The sequence below is a fragment of the Blautia sp. MSJ-9 genome (genome assembly GCF_018919065.1).
Classification (GTDB): domain Bacteria; phylum Bacillota; class Clostridia; order Lachnospirales; family Lachnospiraceae; genus Blautia_A.
This window is the reverse complement of the sequence record NZ_JAHLQG010000039.1, coordinates 38,432-57,218: the sequence shown is the minus strand read 5'-3', so window position 1 is coordinate 57,218 and position 18,787 is coordinate 38,432. Positions and strand designations below refer to the sequence as shown.

The following is an 18,787-nucleotide window of genomic DNA, read 5'->3' as shown; positions in this document are numbered from 1 at the left end:
AGGAGAAAGATTATGAAGACTAAAAATAAAAAAATGCGGCTGACCAGCACAAAGATGATCCTGATCTATATCATCATAGCGTACTGCATTATAGTCAGTCTCCGACAGCCGGCGTTCTTCAGTCCGGCAACGCTGATCACACTCTGCCGCGCAGGAATTTTTACAATGTGTTTTGCATTATGCGAGATGATCGTTATTATTGCGGGTGGTATTGATGTATCCTTCCCGGCTATTGGATGTGTTGCCATGTATGTGCCGATGTATGTAATGAACCGTGTATGGAAGATCGATAATGCATTCTTTGCATTTGCATTTGCAATGTTGATCGGATTATTATTCGGTTTGTTCAATGCAGTACTGGTAAGTATCCTTGAGCTTCCGCCACTGATCGCAACTCTGGCAACAAGCTCTATTGCAGCAGGTGGTGTGGTAACTCTTCTCGGAACGCGAGAATTTACAACTCTTCCGGACAGTCTGCAGGCAATTTATAATTTTAACATTATTAACTATACTGCTCCGAGTACAGGATTTTCTTATCCGCTGAATGTTTTGATCCTGGTTCCGGTTATTGCATGTATCTTAATTGCATATATGCTGAAAAAGACAATGCTTGGCCGTGGGCTTTATGCAATCGGCGGTGACAAAAATGCAGCCAGAGTAGCTGGTTTCAATGTACGTAAACTTCAGTTTTTTGCTTATGTTTTTTCAGGATGTTTTGCTGGTCTTACAGCAATGATGTATACAGTACTGATGCATTCTGCAACAACATCTGCTCTTATGGGCGATGAAATGATCGTAATCGCAGCCTGCGTTATCGGTGGTGTACGTATCACCGGCGGCTATGGAGATGTTTCAGGTGTTGTTCTTGGTGTTGTTCTTATCACACTAGTGCAGAACTCACTGAATATGATGGGAATTTCTACATCCTGGCAGCGTTTCGTTGTAGGTCTTGTAATTCTGATCGGAACAATTCTTACATCCTGGCAGACGAAGCGTTCATACGAAATTGCAAAGAGGGAGGGAATATAAGATGAGCACAGAGAAGAAAAAAATACAGATCGATCCTCATATTAAAGCCCTGCTTGGTATGATGGCGTTTGTACTTATTTTGATGGCAATTCTTAAAGGTGATACCTACTTCACTATCCCTAACTTAAGGTCAATGTTTTTCCAGTTCCCTGAATATGGAATTCTTACCTTTGGTATGATGATGTGTATGATCGCAGGAGGAATTGACCTGTCCTTAGTTGGTATTATGAACCTGGCAGGTGTTGTCTGCGCCCTGATCATCAAGAACATGGGCGGAAGTACCGGTTCTATTGTTATAGGAATTATCGCAGCACTTGTAGTTGGTGCAGCATGCGGTGCATTTAATGGATTTATCATTGGAAGTCTGAATATTCCGGCTATGCTGGTTACACTTTGCGGACTGGAACTTTATTCCGGACTTGCACTGGCGATCACAGGCGGACCGGCAATCAACAGTCTTCCAGATGCTTTTAAGAATATTGCAAATGGCTCTATTGGTGCCATTCCGATCGTAATCTTTATCTTTATTGCGGTTGTACTTATTATTACATTTATTATGAAATGTACAGTGTTCGGACATGAGATTTATTATCTTGGAACCAATGCACAGGCTTCCAAATATTCAGGAATCAATAATCTTAAAGTTACGATTATGACTTATATGTGCTCTGGTATTCTGGGAGGTATTGCAGGTGTAGTAATTACTTCTCATTTAAACTCAGCAAAATCCTCTAATGGTTCTTCCTATACAACATTAAGTCTTCTGATCGCAGTACTTGGAGGAATCAATCCAGATGGCGGTGAAGGCAAAGTTGGCGGTGTACTGTTATCCATCGTATTACTGCAGCTGGTTGCCAATGCATTTACAATTATGAGAGCACCGGATACTACAAGAACGCTGGTAAATGGATGTCTGCTGGTATTGGCTCTGATTATTGATAAGGTTACTGTTACAAGAAGAGCAAGACGCAGCTGAAATAAAACTATATCGCTCATCTGGCAGCAGATAGGACTGTACAGGTGAAAAGTCATAATGAAGTTGGAAAAATTATACATAAAGACAGAAAGGACTTGATCTATCATGAAAAAAATTATTAATGCTCCTGAAACTTACACAGATGATATGCTTCGCGGAATTTATTCAGCAAACCCGATGGTTAAATATGTAGAAGATGATTTACGCTGCTATTGCATAGCAGAGAAGAAACCTGGAAAAGTTGCTATTATCACAGGTGGAGGAACAGGTCATTTACCATTATTCCTTGGATACGTAGGTGATGGTCTTCTGGATGGATGCGGTGTAGGCGGTGTGTTCCAGTCTCCATCTTCTGAACAGATCTACAATGTAGCAAAAGAAGTGGATGCAGGAGCAGGTGTCCTTTTCCTGTATGGTAACTATACTGGTGATATTATGAACTTTGATATGGCAGCAGAAATGCTGGAGATGGATGACATTGAGGCACGCAGCATCGTCGGTGCTGATGATGTAAACTCAAATGCAGATCCGGACACCAGAAGAGGTGTGGCAGGTATCTTCTTTATGTATAAATGTGCCGGTGCAAAGGCTGCAAAGATGGGAACTCTGGATGAAGTTCTTGCAGCAGCACAGAAAGCAAAAGACAATACACGTACAGTAGGTTTCGCTCTTACACCTTGTATCATTCCGGAGATCGGACATCCGAACTTCACTCTTGGTGAAAATGAAATGGCTATGGGTATGGGAATTCACGGCGAGCCAGGAATCTGGAATGGACCGATCAAGACAGCTGCTGAACTGGCAGAAGAATCCCTGGATACTATTTTCAAAGATATGCCGGTTGAAGAAGGGGAAGAGGTTTGTGTACTGATTAATGGTCTGGGAGCAACAAGCCTTGAAGAATTATATATTCTGTCAGGTAATGTACGTGAGATCCTTGATAAAAAGAAAATTAAAGTTTTCAGAACTTTTGTAGGTGAATATGCAACAAGTATGGAGATGGCCGGAGCTTCTATCAGTATCTGCAAGATGGCAGACGAAGAAATGAAAGAACAGATCAATATGCCGGTACATACACCGTTCTATACACAGATTTAAGAAGGAGCTGAGCATCATGAGTAAAACAGAAATCACAATCGAAGAACTGCCAGTGCTTTTTGAAAGCGTTGCTGACATTTTTGCAAAAGAAAAAGAACATTTATGTGAGATGGACGCACAGATGGGTGATGGAGATCTCGGTCTGACAATGAGCAAAGGATATGGCGCATTACCGGATCTGATCAGAGAAAATACTGCACCGGATGACATCGGAAAAACTCTGATGAAAGCCGGAATGAAGATGGCAGGTCTTGTTCCTTCAACAATGGGAACTTTAATGGCAAGTGGAATCATGGCAGGTGGTAAATCTATTGCAGGAAAGAGTGTGATGGGACCTGCTGAGATGGCAGATTTTATCAGTAATTTTGCCACAGGACTTGCAAAGAGAGGCAAATGCCAGGCAGGAGACAGAACAATCTATGATGCGCTTCTTCCGGCAGGAGAAGCTGCTGTTGAGGCAGCACAGAAGGGTGCAGGACTTGCAGAAGTTGTAAATGCAGCTCTTGATGGAGCTAAGAAAGGTGTGGAAAACACCAAAGATATGGTTCCGAAATTTGGAAAAGCCGCTGTATTTGCAGCGAAAGCAAAAGGAACAGAAGATCAGGGTGCAGTAGCAGGAAAAGACCTGATCGAAGGTCTTGCGAAATATTTTCAGGATTAATTGAAGATTGAACTTAAATAAGAAACGTCTCGGGAAGAGCTGGCAGCAGTTGTTTTCGGGGCGTTTTGTTTGTTTTAAGTTCGTGGCAAAAAGAGCAGGGTCTTTAAAAAAAGGCATTTTTGTGCTATATTGAGAATAGTTACGGAAAGATAAAAACTATCCGGATTTGAGAAAGGAAGCAGAAGCATGCAGGACAGAAAGCTGGAAGGGGCACTGGAGATTTATTTTGATAATGTGCCCGATAAAGAATCAAAAGAATTCCAGGAAGCAGAGAAATATCTGAGACTCAGAATACGTCCGGCAATGGAGTTTCTGATAGAGAAAGAAGACATAGAACGGATGGAGAGACTGGAAGCATGCGGCTGGTTTTCAGGAAGGGAACTGGAAGCGTTTATTAAATATGCACAGGAGAAAGCAAAGTTGCGTTCACTGGTATGGCTTCTTCATCTCAAAGATAAAAAATACGGATATCAGAAGAAGGACTTTTCTTTATGACTATGAGTGATGCAAACAGTCAGGAACTTCTGGGAAAGAAGATTCTTCAGAATTGCAGAAATGAACTGTATCTGGATTTTCCTTATCTGGACGGGGCGTTTGCAAGTCTGGAATATGAGTCGGACAACAGCCTGAGCTCCATTGGGACGGATGGAGAAAAGATTTATTTTAATCCAGTTTTTCTTTTAAAAAAATATATAGAAGATCCTTTTGCTGTAAAACGGGGATATTTGCATATACTGTTACATTGTCTGTATCTTCATATTTTTATGAAATCAGATAGAGATTTAAGTGAATGGGACAGGGAATGCGATTTTTTTGTGGAGAATCTGATCGACAAAGCTATTCGGGAGAGTGGAAGTCATAGTTTGAAGAAAAGAAGTCTGATTTGTACAGATACGACAGATAATAGTTTTGATGACCATACAGTCTGGAAACGAAGCACAGGACAAGCATCCGGCGGCAGGAGAACAAAAGAGAAGTGGGAACGTATTCTTGCCTATACGTCGCAGAATAAAACCGGAACTCAAAGCAGAGCAGGGACCCTGACAACGAGCCGTCAGGAAGAACTGGATGAGATTTACCGGAGCAGATATGATTACCGGAAATTTCTGAAGCAGTTTTGCAGACTGCGTGAGGAAGTAGAACTGGATACAGAAAGCTTTGACTATATTTTTTATCGTTTTGGAATGGAACATTACGGAAATATTCCGTTGATAGAGCCTCTGGAATATAAAGAAGTAAACCGGCTGGAAGAACTGGTGATCGCTATTGATACCTCGGGATCATGTTCAAAGGAAACGGTGCAGAGATTCCTTGGAGAAACTTATTCGATTTTAAGTGAGAAAGAGAATTTTTTCAGCAGAATGAAAGTATATATTGTTCAGTGTGACTGTTTCATTCAGAAAGTGGATGTGATCCATTCTGAAGAAGAGTGGAAAGAATACAGCCGGAACGTAACGATACAGGGGCGGGGCGGTACAGATTTCCGACCGGTCTTTGAACTGATCCGGCAGGAAAAAGAGCGAAAAGAGCTGAAAAATCTCAAAGCACTGATCTATTTTACAGATGGTGACGGGATTTATCCGAGACAGAAGCCAGATTATGAAACTGCGTTTGTATTTCTGGAACGTACGGACAAAATGAAACTGGTGCCGGCCTGGGCGAAATGCCTGATAACGAAAGTGAAATAGAATGTCTGGTTTTTTGGTTTATCTCCTGATGATAGTGACAAAACAAGGTGGAGATTGGCTGAAAGAAGAGAAACGGCCAGTAATAATTGACAGGAGCAGAGAAATGAATATACAGGAAGCAAAAAAAGAAATCTGCAACACACTTCGTGCGTACCTGGCGAAGGATGAAGATGGATATTATATTTATCCGCTGGTTCGTCAGAGGCCGATTTTAATGATCGGTCCACCTGGGATCGGCAAGACGGCTATTATGGAGCAGGCAGCAGTAGAATGCGGTGTAGGACTGGTATCGTACACGATTACGCATCATACCCGTCAGAGTGCCATTGGCCTGCCGGAGATCGTGAAGCGAAATTATGGCGGAAAGGGAATGATGGTGACAGACTATACGATGAGTGAGATCGTAGCGTCTGTTTATGACTGCATGGAGAAAACAGGAAAGAAAGAGGGAATCCTGTTTATCGATGAGATCAACTGTGTGTCAGAAACCCTGGCACCTGCCATGCTTGCACTTCTCCAGAATAAAACCTTTGGAAGTCATAAGATTCCGGAAGGCTGGGTTCTGGTGGCAGCAGGAAATCCGCCGGAGTATAATAAATCGGTCAGAGAATTTGACATAGTTACTTTGGATCGTGTCCGCAAACTGGAGATTGAGCCGGACTGTGATACATGGCTGAAATATGCCGGACAGCAGAATGTACATCAGGCAGTTATTTCTTATCTTTCCATGAAAAAGGAACGATTCTATGCCGTGGAGAATACAGTGGACGGAAAATTCTTTGTGACTGCCAGAGGATGGGAAGACCTTTCCAGGCTGATACAGAGTTATGAGAGACTGAGAATTGAGATTAACGAGGAACTGGTGGGAGAATTTTTGCAGAAAGAAGAAACTGCCAGAGATTTTGCCGGATTTTACCAGTTGTATACGAAATATGGAGAGGATTATCAGATTCCTGCGATCCTGGAAGGAAAACTGAGTACGGATACCCTGAAACAGAAACAACAAATGGCAGCAGGAGGTGCTTTCGAAGAGCGTTTTGCTGTTGTAAATCTGATCCAGGGCACACTCAGGGAAACAGCAGGAGAATATGAACGGGCAGACCAGCAGATTACGGTACTGCATGAACTTCTAATCCATCTGAAGAATCAGGTAAAGAAAATTTCTCAGGATGAAAAAAGCAGAATGCAGCTTATTGACAGTGTTTCAGGAGGGATATCTGTACTTGAGGAATTTGCGCAGGAGCAGGAGAACAGTCTGCAGGTTAAGATAAAAATGGAACTTATTTCAGGCAGGGAGCAGAAAATCCAGGAAACAGCGATTCGCAGATTAAGAGAATATATTCTGACTGCGAAGAAAGAACATCTGAGATCTGCGGAAAGCGGATTTAAGCGGATCTGCAAATGTTTTGAAGAAGAGGTTATCCATAGAGAAAATCTGATAGAAAGACTACAGAAAGAATTGCAGAATGCTTTTTCTTTTATTAAAGAAAGCTTTGGAGAGGAACAGGAGATGCTGCTCTTTGTGACCGGGATCACTGCAGATCCTGATCTGATTACATTTATTGCTGAGAATGGATGTCCGGCCTATTTTCAGTACAGTGGAATGCTCTTATATAATAAAGAAGAAAAAGATTTGCGGAAAGCGTGCCTGGAGGCGGTACAGAAAATCTGAAGGGAATGAAAAACTACATAGACAGGCCAGCAGCCGGGTATAATGAGCTATCATAGACAGCGGCTGGGAGCTGATGTCTGTATGATAGAAGCAATCAGACAGTATCTGATACATAGCAGCAGAAAGATTGCTGCGGAAATGGAGGAAGAATGTCAGAGAAACAGCCTAAAAAAAAGAAAACGGCAGGAGACATTGTACTGACGGTTGTCCTTGTGGCGGCAATCTGTGTATTCTGTTATGCAGGATATAATCTGTTTCATATTTATACAGAATACAAGAAGGGAACAGATGAGTACAATTCCATTACACAGATGGCAGTGACAGAGCGTGATCCGGACCAGGAGGCGGCAGGACCGTCCGCCGGGGAACTGAAAGCACCGATGGATATTGATTTTGCATCTCTTAAGAGTGTGAATGATGATGTGGTAGGATGGATCTATGTAGAGGCAGTGCCGGATATCAATTATCCAATCGTACATGGAACAGATAATGAAACTTATCTTCACAGAACTTATGAGAAGAATTATAACTTTGCAGGAACAATTTTCGTAGATTACGAGAACAAGGGAGATTTCAGTGACTGCAATACCATCGTATATGGACACAATATGAAAAATGGTTCCATGTTTGCACAGCTGAAGAAGTTTTCTCAGAATGACGAAACCTATAAAAAGAGCAAATATTTCTGGATCTTCACACCGGAGAAAAATTACAGATATGAGATCATTTCGGCATATACAACAGGCGTAAACAGTGATACCTATACTTTGTTTAAAGGTCCGGGAGAAGAATTCGAGAAATATCTGGAGAAGATTAAGGGCTATTCCGAGATTAAAACAGATGCGGAAGGGCTGAATATGAAGGATAAGATCATCACTCTGTCTACCTGCACAGGAAACGAGGCAACCCGTTACGTAGTTCAGGGAAAACGTGTGGACACTCTTGATGTGGAACAATAGTTTTGGCAATATATTTATGTTGGTAGAAATTGTGTAACAGTGTTTCGGAAAAACTAAAGGAGGAACAGAAAATGGCAGGAGAGGTTGAGAAGTTACAGGAACTTGTGGACAAATATGACAATATTGTTTTCTTCGGTGGTGCCGGTGTTTCTACGGAGAGCGGAATTCCGGATTTCAGAAGCCAGGATGGTCTTTATCATCAGAAATATGACTATCCGCCAGAAACAATCTTAAGCCATACATTCTTTATGAGAAAGCCGGAGGAATTTTTCAAATTTTACAGAGACAAGATGCTCTGCGATACTGCAAAACCAAATGCAGCACATCTGAAGCTGGCAGAGCTGGAGCAGGCAGGCAAACTGAAAGCAGTTATCACTCAGAACATTGATAATCTGCATCAGATGGCAGGCAGCAAAAAGGTTCTGGAACTTCACGGAAGTGTACATCGTAATTACTGCATGAAGTGTCACAGATTTTACGATTTTGCCCATATGAAGGCATCCACAGGCGTACCGAGATGTGAATGTGGTGGAATTATCAAGCCGGATGTGGTATTGTATGAGGAAGGTCTGGACAACCAGACGATCAATGAATCCGTGAAAGCGATCTCAGAGGCACAGGTGCTGATCATCGGGGGAACCTCTCTGGCAGTTTACCCGGCAGCCGGACTGATTGATTATTTCCGTGGAGAACATCTTGTAGTGATCAATAAATCTCCGACACCAAGAGACAGATACGCAGACCTCCTGATCCAGGAACCAATCGGACAGATATTTTCACAGATTCACTGCTGAGAATGAAATAAAAAAAAGAGGAGTAAGAAATATGGGACTTCCCTATGAAGTTGGCGATACCGTTACATTAAAGAAAGTCCATCCCTGCGGCAGTAGAGATTGGGAAATCTTAAGAGTAGGTGCAGATTTCCGGCTGAAATGCACAGGATGCGGTCATCAGATCATGGTACCGCGCAAGATGGTGGAAAAAAATACAAAAAATTTGATAAAAAAAGAAAAATAGTACTTTACAGACACCGAAAACTATGTTCCTGTTTTTGACAGTTTGATGGAATAAGATGCCAGGAATCCTTGTAAAATCAAGGTTTCTGGCATTTTTTCTTTTTAGGAGCGTGTTTGAAAAATCATTCCCGCAATCTGCATGCCCCACTTTGCGGTATATTTTGCCCAAATTCAGTTATCGTAGCCTGCTACGACACCCTCATCCGAACAAAATCTCCTACAAATTGTGACGCACATCTTACAGAAAGCCTTTTTCAAACACGCTCGAAGGGATGATAATGTAGCTTCATAAGAAGTGCTAACAATAATGCGTGCTGCAATATAAAGTGAATCCTGCCATATTGTAAATAAAATTTTTTTCTAAAGAAGAGGTAAGAGAACATTTGGGAAAAATAGCTGGAAGCTTTCTGAGCGATTGAAGGGGTGAAGCTATAGTTCTTTTTTTGAGTATTATTTATAAAGCAAAAAAATTTTGGAAAAAACGCAACCAGAAGAAAAAAAGTACGAACTATTATATAAGAGGTAATGATAATGTGCATCAAAAATTGTACGAGGAGGAATTCATGGAAGATATAGAAATTGTAGAATTATTCTGGAGCAGAGATGAAAAAGCTTTAAAAGAAGTAGATAAAAAATATAATCATTTTTGTTTTAATACAGCATGGAAAATATTGGAAAATAGAGAAGATTCAGAAGAATGTGTAAATGATACATGGTTTCGTGCATGGAAAAGTATTCCACCTGTAAAACCCTCTATATTATCTGCTTTTTTAGGAAGGATTACCCGAAATTTCGCTATTGACAATTTAAGGAAAAAATATGCTGCTAAAAGGACTGATCTTCATATGGAAAACAAGAATACAGAGATTATGTGGGAGGTTGAATTACTGAATGGTTGGGTAGCCAATTCTTTGGAAAAACATATAGAAGAAAAAGAGCTTATTCAACTGATTAATTCTTTTTTAGGAAAACTGAGTGAAAAAGACAGAGATATTTTTATCCATAGATACTGGCATATGGATTCTGTTGCGGATATAGCTGCTCGACATAAAGTATCTAAGAACTCAATAAAATCTAATTTATTTCGCACAAGAAACAAATTGAAAAAATTATTAGAAAGAGAGGGGTATTTTATATGAACAAAGATAAATTTTTATTTTTAGAGTTATTCGGTGAAATAGACAGTTTATATATTGATAAATCATTTGAGCCATGGCATGAGAAGAAAATTTTATTATTGTACAAATACCGTACTAAGATTGCTTGTGCTATTTTGGTGGCAGTTTTAGTTGGAGGATGCGTTTATCACACGGAAGTAAAAGCAGCATTGGAGAAAGTAGCTATATTGATTAGTGGAATGCTGGGAATAGAGGAGGATATTTCTTCATTTACAGATAAGAAAAATATCTCTGTTACACATAATGGTTTGACATTGACGATAGAGGAAGTTATTTTAGATAAAAACCAATTGTATATTTTAATTTCTAAAAAATTTGAATCAGATAAAAAGAAAACAGATACAGAATTATTAGAGAATGTAAAGATAAACGGTACTAAATTAAATATATTAAAAGAATATATTACAAATACTACACTTGACGAGTCGGCTCATAAATATGTGTTGAGCTATTATTTGAACGATGACATTTTGAATGATGATAATTTGGAAATTGAAGCGATATTTACAATAAAAAAAGCTGATGAAGGTGGCGAGATTGGCAAATATCAATTCAAATTTAATACATCTTATGAAGAATTAGAAAAAGAAACTAGTAGAATTCCAATGAATCAAAGTATTATGGTATCAGAGAATGTGGAATTAAAGTTATCAATGTTGACCTTAAATAGTGTCGAAAGTAGTATTGTGGCGAATTGCAAGGATTTGCCATTAGGAAACGAATATTATCTTAAAGGAAAAGATAATTGCGGGAATCAAGTAGTTTACCGCCTGTTTTCATATGAAAATCCTGATATTGTTTTTGTAAAAGAGATAGATAGCCATATTTCTCCGAATGCTACAAAATTGGAATTGCAGCTGTATCAGCATAATTTGGGTGAATTGAATAGTATTTCAGAAGAAGGAGAGTTTATTGCTGAAGATTATATAGATGAGAATGGTTCTGAAATGGAACCAGTTGGAGATAGCTTTGTGGTAAATATTAAGAAGGCAAATACAGAAAAAGAGGTTAAATATACGAAGCCTTAAAAATGAAATATTCATATCAAGGAGGTTGTACAAAATGAAAAAACTATTAAAAAAGATTATATTGATGACGATGGTACTATCTATGATCTGTGGTGCGTTCCCTGTATATGCAGCAGAGAATGCTGACATGAGGAAATTCAAAGAAACTATAAAAGGGGATATATTCAAATTTAGTACGGATGTCGAAATCTATGGGAATGATAACATGCAAATAGTTGACCGATATACGGAAGAACTGGATGATGAATATTATCTTGAAGTGGAAGACACTACAGATACGCCTGTTATTGTTGCATATACAACGGTACATAGAGTTGAAAAAGCACGCCACTATTATGTTAAACGTAAATCAGATAATAAGGTTATGGTACAATTTTCACTTCATGGCATATTTAAATATGACGGGAAAACAAGTGCATGTACGGATACCAAATTAAATGTATACAATAATGATCCGAACATCTTCAATGTATTACAGGGAAAACATTATAACGAGGGAAGATGGGCAAAGGCAGAGTGTATTGTACTCAATAAGAGAACGGGAACAAGATTTGGTGGAACTTTTAAAATTGGTGTAAAGCCGGATGGCTCTGTTGTAACACCGCCTATGACAAAAATATAATAGAGAATTCTCAAAACTGCTGTAAAGTCCATAAATATTGGACTTACAGTAGTTTTTTATTGAGCACTATACTAGAGCGTGTTTGAAAAATCATTCCCGCAATCTGCATGCCCCACTTTGCAGTATATTTTGCGAATTCAGTTATCGTAGCCTGCTACGACACCCTCATCCGAACAAAATCTCCTACAAATTGTGACGCACATCTTACAGAAAGCCTTTTTCAAACACGCTCTAACACATAAAATTTGATAAAAAAACCTAAAAAAAGAAAAATAACACTTTACAGACACCAAAAACTATGTTAGAATCAACACTCGTGATATATTTTATATCCTTGCTCTTTGACAGGCAAAGGGCCAACAGACCATAAGGAGGTAAAGCAAGACATGAACAAGTACGAGTTAGCATTAGTTGTTAGTGCAAAAGTTGAAGACGAAGTACGTGATGCAGTTGTTGAGAAAGCAAAAGGATACATCACACGTTACAATGGCACTATCACAGAAGTAGAAGAATGGGGTAAGAAGAAATTAGCTTACGAAATTCAGAAAATGCATGAAGGCTTCTACTATTTCATTCAGTTTGAAGCAGACGCACAGTGCCCAGCGGAAGTTGAAAGACACGTTCGTATCATGGACAATGTATTAAGATACTTAGTCGTAAGAAAAGACGCATAATCTTATACAGAGTGGATTTTAGAAAGTACCATTAATTGATCCGTTCAACCATTCAAAGCAGAAACGAAGAGGTAGTTACATGAACAAAGTAATTTTAATGGGACGCTTAACAAGAGATCCTGAGGTAAGATATTCCGCAGGAGAGAATGCATTGGCAATTGCCAGATACACATTGGCAGTAGACAGAAGATTCCGTCGTGATGGTGAGGCAACCGCAGACTTCATCAACTGTGTATCCTTTGGACGTACAGCAGAGTTTGCAGAGAAGTATTACCGTCAGGGACTTAAGATCGTTGTTTCAGGACGTATCCAGACAGGCAGCTACACCAACCGTGACGGCCAGAAGGTCTACACAACAGAGGTTGTAGTTGAGGAACAGGAGTTTGCTGAGAGCAAGTCAGCCAGCGATAATTATGCGGCATCCCATCCTCAGACATCCGCACCTGCACCATCCATGCCAGCTCCGGGAGCAGCCAGTGCAGACGGTTTCATGAACATTCCAGATGGAATTGATGAAGAGTTACCGTTTTAATTAAGGCTTATTACAAACTGATAGAATAAGATAGGAGGAAAGCAATCATGGCTTACAATAGAGGCGAAAGACCAGACTCTCCAATGAAGAGAAGAGGCGGTCGCAGAAGAAAAAAAGTTTGCGTATTCTGTGGTAAAGAGAATAACGAAATCGACTACAAGGATGTAGCAAAATTAAGAAAATATGTTTCTGAAAGAGGAAAAATCCTCCCAAGAAGAATCACAGGAAACTGTGCAAAACATCAGAGAGCACTGACAGTTGCTATCAAGAGAGCACGTCATATGTCTATGATGCCATACATCCAGGACTAATTCTGAAGATGATAAATGCTGTTCCGCATTATGCGGAGCAGCATTTTTTGCGTCGTTAGACTTTATTTTATTACAAAATAAATCGGTGGTGAGCAAATTTACTGGCACAGCCAGTAAACAGCGGAGAAAATAATTGTGTTGGGGCACATCTATAGGAGGCGTAGTATTATTAGCCTTCGAAGCCGTGCCCCAACACAATTATTTTTTTCGCGTCCCTCTACTTACTATGGTAAATCCCCAACAAATCTGTTATAATACAACCCAAAGGGCGTTTTATCCCCCCTGTACCAAAACAACAGAAGTAAAGAACGGAAAGAAAGACATGAGTGATAAACTGAAACTAAAAGGGCACATGAAAGCATTTATGAGGTGGCCTTTGATTCTCTCAGCTTTGTTGATCGTACTTAACATCCTGGTATATTTTACCAGCGTAAAGGCGGGTATCATTGTATCTGCTGGAATCCTCATTTACGTAGGAATCGCAGTAGTTGTACTTCGATGCCACAGACCATTCATCGTAAATGAACTGATAGCCTTTGCTAACCAATACGATTCACTTGAGAAGAGAATCCTTGAGGAACTGGCTTTGCCCTATGCCATCATGGATATGAATGGCAGAATGATCTGGTCAAACAAAGTTTTTGCAGAGCTGACAGGAAGAGACCAGTTTTATAAGAAGAATATTAACACGATTTTTTCTGATGTAACAGCAGATAAACTGCCGGTTGCAGGAAAGAAAGAAATCAGCGAAATCAGTACCCAGTTCGGAGAGAGAATCTACCGCATATCCATGCAGCGCGTAGAACTTGGCGAGATCATAGCAGGCAGTGAAATCTTTGAAGATATAGACAAGAATGTCAGTCTGATTGCCATGTATATGTATGACAATACAGAACTGAAAGAGTATATCAAAAAGAACGAAGATGATAAGCTTGTCGTAGCACTGGCTTATCTGGATAATTACGAAGAGGCACTGGAGAGTGTAGAAGACGTAAGACGTTCTCTTTTGATCGCGCTGATCGACCGAAAGATCACGAAATATTTTTCTAATTTCGATGGTCTTGTAAAGAAGCTTGAGAAGGATAAATATTTCCTTATCATGCGCCAGAGTTCACTGGAAGCTCTCAAAGAGCAGAGATTCCACATTCTGGACGAAGTCAAGACCGTTAATATCGGAAATGAAATGGCGATCACCTTAAGTATCGGTGTCGGACTTAACGCTGCTACTTATATCCAGAATTATGAGTATTCCCGAATCGCTATTGAAATGGCACTTGGACGCGGCGGCGACCAGGTTGTCATCAAGAATGGAAATAACATTACCTATTATGGCGGCAAGACCCAGCAGATGGAGAAGACCACCCGTGTCAAAGCCCGTGTCAAAGCTCAGGCTCTGAAGGAATTTATGAGTACCAAGGATCGTGTCGTAGTCATGGGACATAAGATCACAGATGTGGATGCGCTGGGTGCCGGAATCGGTATCTATCGTGCCGGTAAAACTCTTGGAAAACCAGTTCATATCGTAGTAAATGATCCGACTAAATCTATCAGACCGCTGATCGCAGAATATAAGAACAATCCGGATTATGAACCGTCCATGTTTGTTGACAGCCAGCAGGCAAAGGATCTGGTAGATAATAATACAGTAGTAGTTGTTGTTGATACCAACAGACCGAGCTATACAGAATGTGAAGATCTGCTGTACATGACTAAGACAGTTGTTGTCCTGGATCACCACAGACGCGGCAGCGAAGTTATTGAGAATGCTGTACTTTCTTATGTAGAGCCGTATGCATCCTCAGCCTGTGAGATGGTAGCAGAGATCCTGCAGTATTTCTCAGATGATCTGCGCATCCGCAATATTGAGGCAGACTGCCTGTATGCAGGTATTATGATCGATACGAATAACTTTACAACACGTGCAGGTGTACGTACTTTTGAAGCCGCTGCATTCTTAAGAAGAAGCGGAGCAGACGTGACCAGAGTACGTAAGCTTTTAAGAGATGATCTGAAGTCTTATCAGGCACGTGCGGAGGCAGTGAGAACAGCACACATTTACAGAGAATGTTTTGCTATTTCCAGATGCCCGAGTGAAAATCTGGACAGCCCTACAGTGGTAGGTGCCCAGGCAGCCAACGAACTTCTGAATATTGCAGGAGTAAAGGCATCCTTTGTACTGACTCAGTACAATAATGAAGTTTATGTCAGTGCCCGTGCCATTGATGAGATCAATGTACAGGTAATGATGGAAAAGATGGGCGGAGGCGGACATATGAATATCGCCGGTGCCCAGGTAAAAGCTTCTCCGGATGAAGTAGAGAGAATGCTCAAAGACATCATAGATCAGGAATATCAGGAGGAAAACAAGAAATGAAAGTAATCTTACTTGAAGACGTAAAAGCACTTGGAAAAAAAGGACAGATTGTAAACGTAAGCGACGGATATGCAAGAAATATGATCCTTCCTAAGAAACTGGGTCTGGAAGCTACCCCTAAGAACTTAAATGATCTGAAACTTCAGAAAGCAAACGAAGAGAAAGTTGCTAAAGAAGTATACGAAGCAGCACAGGCATTTGCCAAAGATCTTGAAACAAAAGAAATCATCCTTACTTTGAAAACAGGAGAAGGTGGAAGAACATTTGGTTCTGTTTCTTCTAAGGAAATTTCTGAAGCTGCAAAGAAACAGTTAAATCTTGACATTGATAAAAAGAAACTTCAGCTTCCTGAGCCAATCCGTGTACTGGGCGTTACTCAGGTGCCGGTTAAATTACATCCTAAGGTAACAGGAACTCTTAAAGTATGGGTAAAAGAAGCCTGAGATCTTCCAGGAGGGATAAACAATGGAAGAAGCGCTGATTAAGAGAATACTGCCTCATAGCATAGATGCTGAGCAGTCAGTAATCGGGGCAATGCTTATGGATAGAGAGGCAATCCTTATAGCATCAGAAATAATTACAGGTGATGATTTCTATCAGAAGCAATATGGGATTATATTTGATGCAATGGTTGAGTTGTTCAATGAGGGAAAACCGGTTGATGTCATAACTCTTCAGAACAGACTAAAGGAAAAAGAACTTCCGCCGGATATTAGCAGTATGGAATATGTGCGTGATCTGATCGAACATGTTCCGACCTCTGCCAACGTAAAGGAATATGCAATTATCGTAAGTGAGAAAGCTGTTCTCAGGAGATTGATAAGAGTAAACGAGGAGATTGCTAATACCTGTTATCTGGAGAAAGAGAGCACAGAAGTAATTCTGGACGAAGCAGAGAAGAAACTGTTTGATATTCTTCAGAGACGCGGACACGAAGAATTTATACCGATCCAGCAGATTGTTCTTGAAGCCATCAACAATATCGAGAAAGCGTCCAAGCTGAAAGGTTCTGTAACAGGTATTCCTACCGGATTTATTGATCTGGATTATAAGACTTCAGGTATGCATCCATCAGATCTGGTGCTGATCGCGGCACGTCCGTCTATGGGAAAAACTGCTTTTGTACTGAATATCGCAAATTATATGGCATGCCGTAAGCAGGTACCTGTACTGATCTTCAGTCTGGAAATGTCAAAAGTCCAGCTGGTTAACCGACTGATCGCTATGGAAGCACATGTAGACTCCCAGAATATGCGAACTGGTAATCTGAAAGATGATGACTGGACAAAGCTGGTAGAAGCTGCGAATACGATTGGTAATGCGCCTCTGTTTATCGAGGATACACCGGGAATTTCTGTTACAGAAATGCGTTCTATATGCCGTAAATATAAACTGGAGCATAATCTCGGGATCATCATGATCGACTACCTTCAGTTGATGAGTGGTGGTGGAAAGAGAAGCGATTCCCGTCAGCAGGAGATTTCAGAGATTTCCCGTTCGCTTAAGGCACTGGCCAGAGAACTGAGTGTTCCAGTAATTGCCCTGTCGCAGCTTAGCCGTGCAGTAGAACAGCGTCCAGATCACAGACCGATGCTGTCTGACCTTCGAGAATCAGGAGCTATCGAGCAGGATGCCGATGTGGTAATGTTCCTTTACAGGGATGATTATTATCATAAGGATACAGAGAAGAAGGATATTGCCGAGGTTATCATAGCCAAACAGAGAAATGGTCCGATCGGTACCGTAGAACTTGTATGGCTGCCGAGGTATACACAGTTTGTAAATATGAAGAAATAAAGTAACAGTAAAGGGATTGAACAGTTACTAAAGAAAGATGTCAACAGGACGACTGTAAAGGCGAATGCCGGAATCAGCCGTTCTGTTTTCACGTTTCAGGAGATTTTTCAGAAGAGTTTGTCAATGGAATTTTCTTGCATTCCATTGTCTGCATTTCTATAATAGAGAGTAAGAGACTTGTTGCTGTTTATACGAAATAGAAAGAGCTTACGGGATTTTTGCATGTGTATGCACATCTTGTTTGATAGCGGCGTGTGGACAGTAACGCAGAAGTTCTATGGACAGGAGGGGTAGCATGGAGCAGCGGTACACTGTGACACAGGCAGCAGATATCCTTGGAGTAAGGGCTTCGGTTCTCCGTTATTGGGAGGAGGAGCTTGAGCTGAGGATAGGCAGGAATGAGCAGGGACATCGTTACTACACTGGAAATGATATTACGCTTCTGGCTAATATCAAAGAACTTAAGAAAAGAGGACTTGCCTTACGTGCGATCAAAGAACTGATTCCAAGGATTTCGCGGACTGCACCGGGAAGTACAGAGAGTAAGGTGAGACTCCTTGAAGATGAAGAACCTGAGAGGGAGAAGCTTCTTGAATTCCAGAAAATCCTGGAGCGTCTGATCGCTCAGGAACTACATATGAAAAAAGAAGGAGAAGACCAGTGTCGTGATCTGGATGAAGCAATCCGTAATCGTCAGCTTGCAAGAAAAGAAGCAGCTGTGACATTAGAGAGAAACAGTAAAAAGAATAAAAAACTCAGGAAGAGACATTTTTGAAGATTACAATAATAACACGCAATTCATTTAGTGATAATAATATACAAATTACAATAATAGAGAAAAAAATAGCTCCATTTCCGCCGAAACAGAAATGGAGCTGTTTTTATATCCGTAAATTATTCTGCTGGATGAATAGCTTCTGTTGGACAGGCTTCTGCGCATGTTCCACAGTCTAAGCAAGCGTCAGCGTCGATTACGAAATGCTCATCTCCCTGAGAGATAGCTTCTGCTGGACATTCGCTTTCGCAAGTTCCACAGCTTACACATTCGTCTGAAATTACATATGCCATAATTATAATCCTCCTTATTATAATAACGTTTTAGTACCTCTTTGGGTTCTACGAACATTTTAATATATCTTTGTCGGAATTACAAGTATAAAATCAGATACATT

The 18,787-nt window shown here is 40.5% G+C and carries 24 protein-coding genes and 2 pseudogenes; 22 read left to right on the top strand and 4 right to left on the bottom strand.

The features are described 5' to 3' along the window. Positions 1 to 12: 12 nt before the first annotated feature. The 10 genes from KQI87_RS11000 (at position 13) to KQI87_RS10955 (ending at position 9,100) form a co-directional block, all read left to right on the top strand. Complete coding sequence (locus tag KQI87_RS11000) at positions 13 to 1,029, top strand: ABC transporter permease (protein WP_216460190.1); 1,017 nt, start codon at positions 13 to 15, stop codon at positions 1,027 to 1,029. Position 1,030: 1 nt separating this feature from the next. Next, the gene (locus tag KQI87_RS10995; protein ID WP_216460189.1) at positions 1,031 to 2,005 is read left to right on the top strand and encodes an ABC transporter permease; all 975 of its coding nucleotides are present in this window, start codon (positions 1,031 to 1,033) and stop codon (positions 2,003 to 2,005) included. A gap of 105 nt (positions 2,006 to 2,110) precedes the next feature. Beyond that, entirely contained in the window at positions 2,111 to 3,103 is a 993-nt protein-coding gene (locus KQI87_RS10990; protein WP_216460188.1) for a dihydroxyacetone kinase subunit DhaK, read from the top strand. 16 nt (positions 3,104 to 3,119) lie between these two features. Further along, on the top strand, positions 3,120 to 3,764 hold the full coding sequence (locus KQI87_RS10985) for a dihydroxyacetone kinase family protein (protein ID WP_216460187.1): 645 nt from the start codon (positions 3,120 to 3,122) through the stop codon (positions 3,762 to 3,764). Positions 3,765 to 3,950: 186 nt separating this feature from the next. Continuing rightward, a complete protein-coding gene (locus KQI87_RS10980; RefSeq protein WP_216460186.1) occupies positions 3,951 to 4,259 on the top strand; it encodes a hypothetical protein in 309 nt (102 codons plus the stop codon). Beyond that, positions 4,256 to 5,452, top strand: coding sequence for a vWA domain-containing protein (locus tag KQI87_RS10975; protein ID WP_253292477.1), 1,197 nt, complete (start codon positions 4,256 to 4,258; stop codon positions 5,450 to 5,452). The genes KQI87_RS10980 and KQI87_RS10975 overlap by 4 nt, the downstream gene beginning before the upstream one ends. A gap of 103 nt (positions 5,453 to 5,555) precedes the next feature. Next, positions 5,556 to 7,124: an AAA family ATPase gene (locus tag KQI87_RS10970; protein ID WP_216460185.1), complete on the top strand. Its 1,569-nt coding sequence runs from the start codon at positions 5,556 to 5,558 to the stop codon at positions 7,122 to 7,124. Positions 7,125 to 7,273: 149 nt separating this feature from the next. Further along, positions 7,274 to 8,083, top strand: a complete 810-nt coding sequence (gene srtB / locus KQI87_RS10965; RefSeq protein ID WP_216460184.1) for a class B sortase — start codon at positions 7,274 to 7,276, stop codon at positions 8,081 to 8,083. Positions 8,084 to 8,154: 71 nt separating this feature from the next. Further along, on the top strand, positions 8,155 to 8,877 hold the full coding sequence (locus tag KQI87_RS10960) for an NAD-dependent protein deacylase (RefSeq protein ID WP_216460183.1): 723 nt from the start codon (positions 8,155 to 8,157) through the stop codon (positions 8,875 to 8,877). Between the two features lie 31 nt (positions 8,878 to 8,908). Further along, on the top strand, positions 8,909 to 9,100 hold the full coding sequence (locus KQI87_RS10955) for a DUF951 domain-containing protein (RefSeq protein WP_173683475.1): 192 nt from the start codon (positions 8,909 to 8,911) through the stop codon (positions 9,098 to 9,100). A 101-nt stretch (positions 9,101 to 9,201) separates the two neighbouring features. Here the strand turns inward: KQI87_RS10955 and KQI87_RS17275 are convergent. Beyond that, positions 9,202 to 9,297: pseudogene (locus KQI87_RS17275) on the bottom strand (DUF6783 domain-containing protein); the annotation flags it as partial. On the opposite strand from KQI87_RS17275, the pseudogene KQI87_RS17270 reads away from it, so the two are divergent. From KQI87_RS17270 to KQI87_RS10940, 4 genes and pseudogenes are all read left to right on the top strand, one after another. Continuing rightward, a pseudogene (locus KQI87_RS17270) lies at positions 9,274 to 9,375 on the top strand (DUF6783 domain-containing protein); the annotation flags it as partial. The pseudogenes KQI87_RS17275 and KQI87_RS17270 sit on opposite strands and share 24 nt — an antisense overlap. Positions 9,376 to 9,662: 287 nt before the next feature. Further along, positions 9,663 to 10,238: an RNA polymerase sigma factor gene (locus tag KQI87_RS10950; protein ID WP_216460182.1), complete on the top strand. Its 576-nt coding sequence runs from the start codon at positions 9,663 to 9,665 to the stop codon at positions 10,236 to 10,238. Beyond that, positions 10,235 to 11,305 (top strand): DUF4179 domain-containing protein, encoded by a 1,071-nt coding sequence (locus tag KQI87_RS10945; RefSeq protein ID WP_216460181.1) that lies wholly within the window; start codon positions 10,235 to 10,237, stop codon positions 11,303 to 11,305. The genes KQI87_RS10950 and KQI87_RS10945 overlap by 4 nt, the downstream gene beginning before the upstream one ends. A 34-nt stretch (positions 11,306 to 11,339) precedes the next feature. After that, positions 11,340 to 11,927: a hypothetical protein gene (locus KQI87_RS10940; RefSeq protein ID WP_216460180.1), complete on the top strand. Its 588-nt coding sequence runs from the start codon at positions 11,340 to 11,342 to the stop codon at positions 11,925 to 11,927. 43 nt (positions 11,928 to 11,970) lie between these two features. Here the strand turns inward: KQI87_RS10940 and KQI87_RS17265 are convergent, their stop codons facing one another. Together KQI87_RS17265 and KQI87_RS17260 are read right to left on the bottom strand one after the other, a co-directional pair. Next, the gene (locus KQI87_RS17265; RefSeq protein ID WP_334300738.1) at positions 11,971 to 12,036 is read right to left on the bottom strand and encodes a DUF6783 domain-containing protein; all 66 of its coding nucleotides are present in this window, start codon (positions 12,034 to 12,036) and stop codon (positions 11,971 to 11,973) included. Between the two features lie 28 nt (positions 12,037 to 12,064). Continuing rightward, a complete protein-coding gene (locus tag KQI87_RS17260) occupies positions 12,065 to 12,118 on the bottom strand; it encodes a DUF6783 domain-containing protein (protein WP_334300737.1) in 54 nt (17 codons plus the stop codon). Between KQI87_RS17260 and KQI87_RS17255 the strand changes: the two genes are divergently transcribed. From KQI87_RS17255 to KQI87_RS10905, 8 genes are all read left to right on the top strand, one after another. Next, a complete protein-coding gene (locus KQI87_RS17255) occupies positions 12,095 to 12,169 on the top strand; it encodes a DUF6783 domain-containing protein (protein WP_334300736.1) in 75 nt (24 codons plus the stop codon). The genes KQI87_RS17260 and KQI87_RS17255 overlap by 24 nt on opposite strands. A gap of 144 nt (positions 12,170 to 12,313) precedes the next feature. Further along, the gene (rpsF, locus tag KQI87_RS10935) at positions 12,314 to 12,601 is read left to right on the top strand and encodes a 30S ribosomal protein S6 (RefSeq protein WP_020993443.1); all 288 of its coding nucleotides are present in this window, start codon (positions 12,314 to 12,316) and stop codon (positions 12,599 to 12,601) included. Between the two features lie 79 nt (positions 12,602 to 12,680). Beyond that, a complete protein-coding gene (locus KQI87_RS10930) occupies positions 12,681 to 13,133 on the top strand; it encodes a single-stranded DNA-binding protein (protein ID WP_216460179.1) in 453 nt (150 codons plus the stop codon). 47 nt (positions 13,134 to 13,180) lie between these two features. Then, on the top strand, positions 13,181 to 13,444 hold the full coding sequence (rpsR, locus tag KQI87_RS10925; RefSeq protein WP_008707906.1) for a 30S ribosomal protein S18: 264 nt from the start codon (positions 13,181 to 13,183) through the stop codon (positions 13,442 to 13,444). 322 nt (positions 13,445 to 13,766) lie between these two features. Further along, positions 13,767 to 15,818 carry a DHH family phosphoesterase gene (locus KQI87_RS10920; protein ID WP_216460178.1) on the top strand — a complete coding sequence of 684 codons (2,052 nt, stop codon included), beginning with the start codon at positions 13,767 to 13,769 and terminating at the stop codon, positions 15,816 to 15,818. Continuing rightward, the gene (gene rplI / locus KQI87_RS10915; RefSeq protein ID WP_216460177.1) at positions 15,815 to 16,261 is read left to right on the top strand and encodes a 50S ribosomal protein L9; all 447 of its coding nucleotides are present in this window, start codon (positions 15,815 to 15,817) and stop codon (positions 16,259 to 16,261) included. Before KQI87_RS10920 ends, rplI begins: the two co-directional genes overlap by 4 nt. Positions 16,262 to 16,283: 22 nt before the next feature. Further along, entirely contained in the window at positions 16,284 to 17,615 is a 1,332-nt protein-coding gene (gene dnaB, locus KQI87_RS10910) for a replicative DNA helicase (protein WP_216460176.1), read from the top strand. Between the two features lie 295 nt (positions 17,616 to 17,910). Further along, positions 17,911 to 18,390 (top strand): helix-turn-helix domain-containing protein, encoded by a 480-nt coding sequence (locus tag KQI87_RS10905; protein WP_216460175.1) that lies wholly within the window; start codon positions 17,911 to 17,913, stop codon positions 18,388 to 18,390. A 119-nt stretch (positions 18,391 to 18,509) separates the two neighbouring features. Here the strand turns inward: KQI87_RS10905 and KQI87_RS10900 are convergent, their stop codons facing one another. After that, complete coding sequence (locus KQI87_RS10900; RefSeq protein WP_118511208.1) at positions 18,510 to 18,683, bottom strand: DUF362 domain-containing protein; 174 nt, start codon at positions 18,681 to 18,683, stop codon at positions 18,510 to 18,512. Between the last annotated feature and the right edge of the window lie 104 nt (positions 18,684 to 18,787).

Coding starts and splice junctions, on each gene's coding strand:
- KQI87_RS11000 (WP_216460190.1), top strand. CDS start 13: ATGAAGACTAAAAATAAAAAAATGCGGCTGACCAGCACAAAGATGATC.
- KQI87_RS10995 (WP_216460189.1), top strand. CDS start 1,031: ATGAGCACAGAGAAGAAAAAAATACAGATCGATCCTCATATTAAAGCC.
- KQI87_RS10990 (WP_216460188.1), top strand. CDS start 2,111: ATGAAAAAAATTATTAATGCTCCTGAAACTTACACAGATGATATGCTT.
- KQI87_RS10985 (WP_216460187.1), top strand. CDS start 3,120: ATGAGTAAAACAGAAATCACAATCGAAGAACTGCCAGTGCTTTTTGAA.
- KQI87_RS10980 (WP_216460186.1), top strand. CDS start 3,951: ATGCAGGACAGAAAGCTGGAAGGGGCACTGGAGATTTATTTTGATAAT.
- KQI87_RS10975 (WP_253292477.1), top strand. CDS start 4,256: ATGACTATGAGTGATGCAAACAGTCAGGAACTTCTGGGAAAGAAGATT.
- KQI87_RS10970 (WP_216460185.1), top strand. CDS start 5,556: ATGAATATACAGGAAGCAAAAAAAGAAATCTGCAACACACTTCGTGCG.
- srtB (WP_216460184.1), top strand. CDS start 7,274: ATGTCAGAGAAACAGCCTAAAAAAAAGAAAACGGCAGGAGACATTGTA.
- KQI87_RS10960 (WP_216460183.1), top strand. CDS start 8,155: ATGGCAGGAGAGGTTGAGAAGTTACAGGAACTTGTGGACAAATATGAC.
- KQI87_RS10955 (WP_173683475.1), top strand. CDS start 8,909: ATGGGACTTCCCTATGAAGTTGGCGATACCGTTACATTAAAGAAAGTC.
- KQI87_RS10950 (WP_216460182.1), top strand. CDS start 9,663: ATGGAAGATATAGAAATTGTAGAATTATTCTGGAGCAGAGATGAAAAA.
- KQI87_RS10945 (WP_216460181.1), top strand. CDS start 10,235: ATGAACAAAGATAAATTTTTATTTTTAGAGTTATTCGGTGAAATAGAC.
- KQI87_RS10940 (WP_216460180.1), top strand. CDS start 11,340: ATGAAAAAACTATTAAAAAAGATTATATTGATGACGATGGTACTATCT.
- rpsF (WP_020993443.1), top strand. CDS start 12,314: ATGAACAAGTACGAGTTAGCATTAGTTGTTAGTGCAAAAGTTGAAGAC.
- KQI87_RS10930 (WP_216460179.1), top strand. CDS start 12,681: ATGAACAAAGTAATTTTAATGGGACGCTTAACAAGAGATCCTGAGGTA.
- rpsR (WP_008707906.1), top strand. CDS start 13,181: ATGGCTTACAATAGAGGCGAAAGACCAGACTCTCCAATGAAGAGAAGA.
- KQI87_RS10920 (WP_216460178.1), top strand. CDS start 13,767: ATGAGTGATAAACTGAAACTAAAAGGGCACATGAAAGCATTTATGAGG.
- rplI (WP_216460177.1), top strand. CDS start 15,815: ATGAAAGTAATCTTACTTGAAGACGTAAAAGCACTTGGAAAAAAAGGA.
- dnaB (WP_216460176.1), top strand. CDS start 16,284: ATGGAAGAAGCGCTGATTAAGAGAATACTGCCTCATAGCATAGATGCT.
- KQI87_RS10905 (WP_216460175.1), top strand. CDS start 17,911: ATGGAGCAGCGGTACACTGTGACACAGGCAGCAGATATCCTTGGAGTA.
- KQI87_RS10900 (WP_118511208.1), bottom strand. CDS start 18,683: ATGGCATATGTAATTTCAGACGAATGTGTAAGCTGTGGAACTTGCGAA.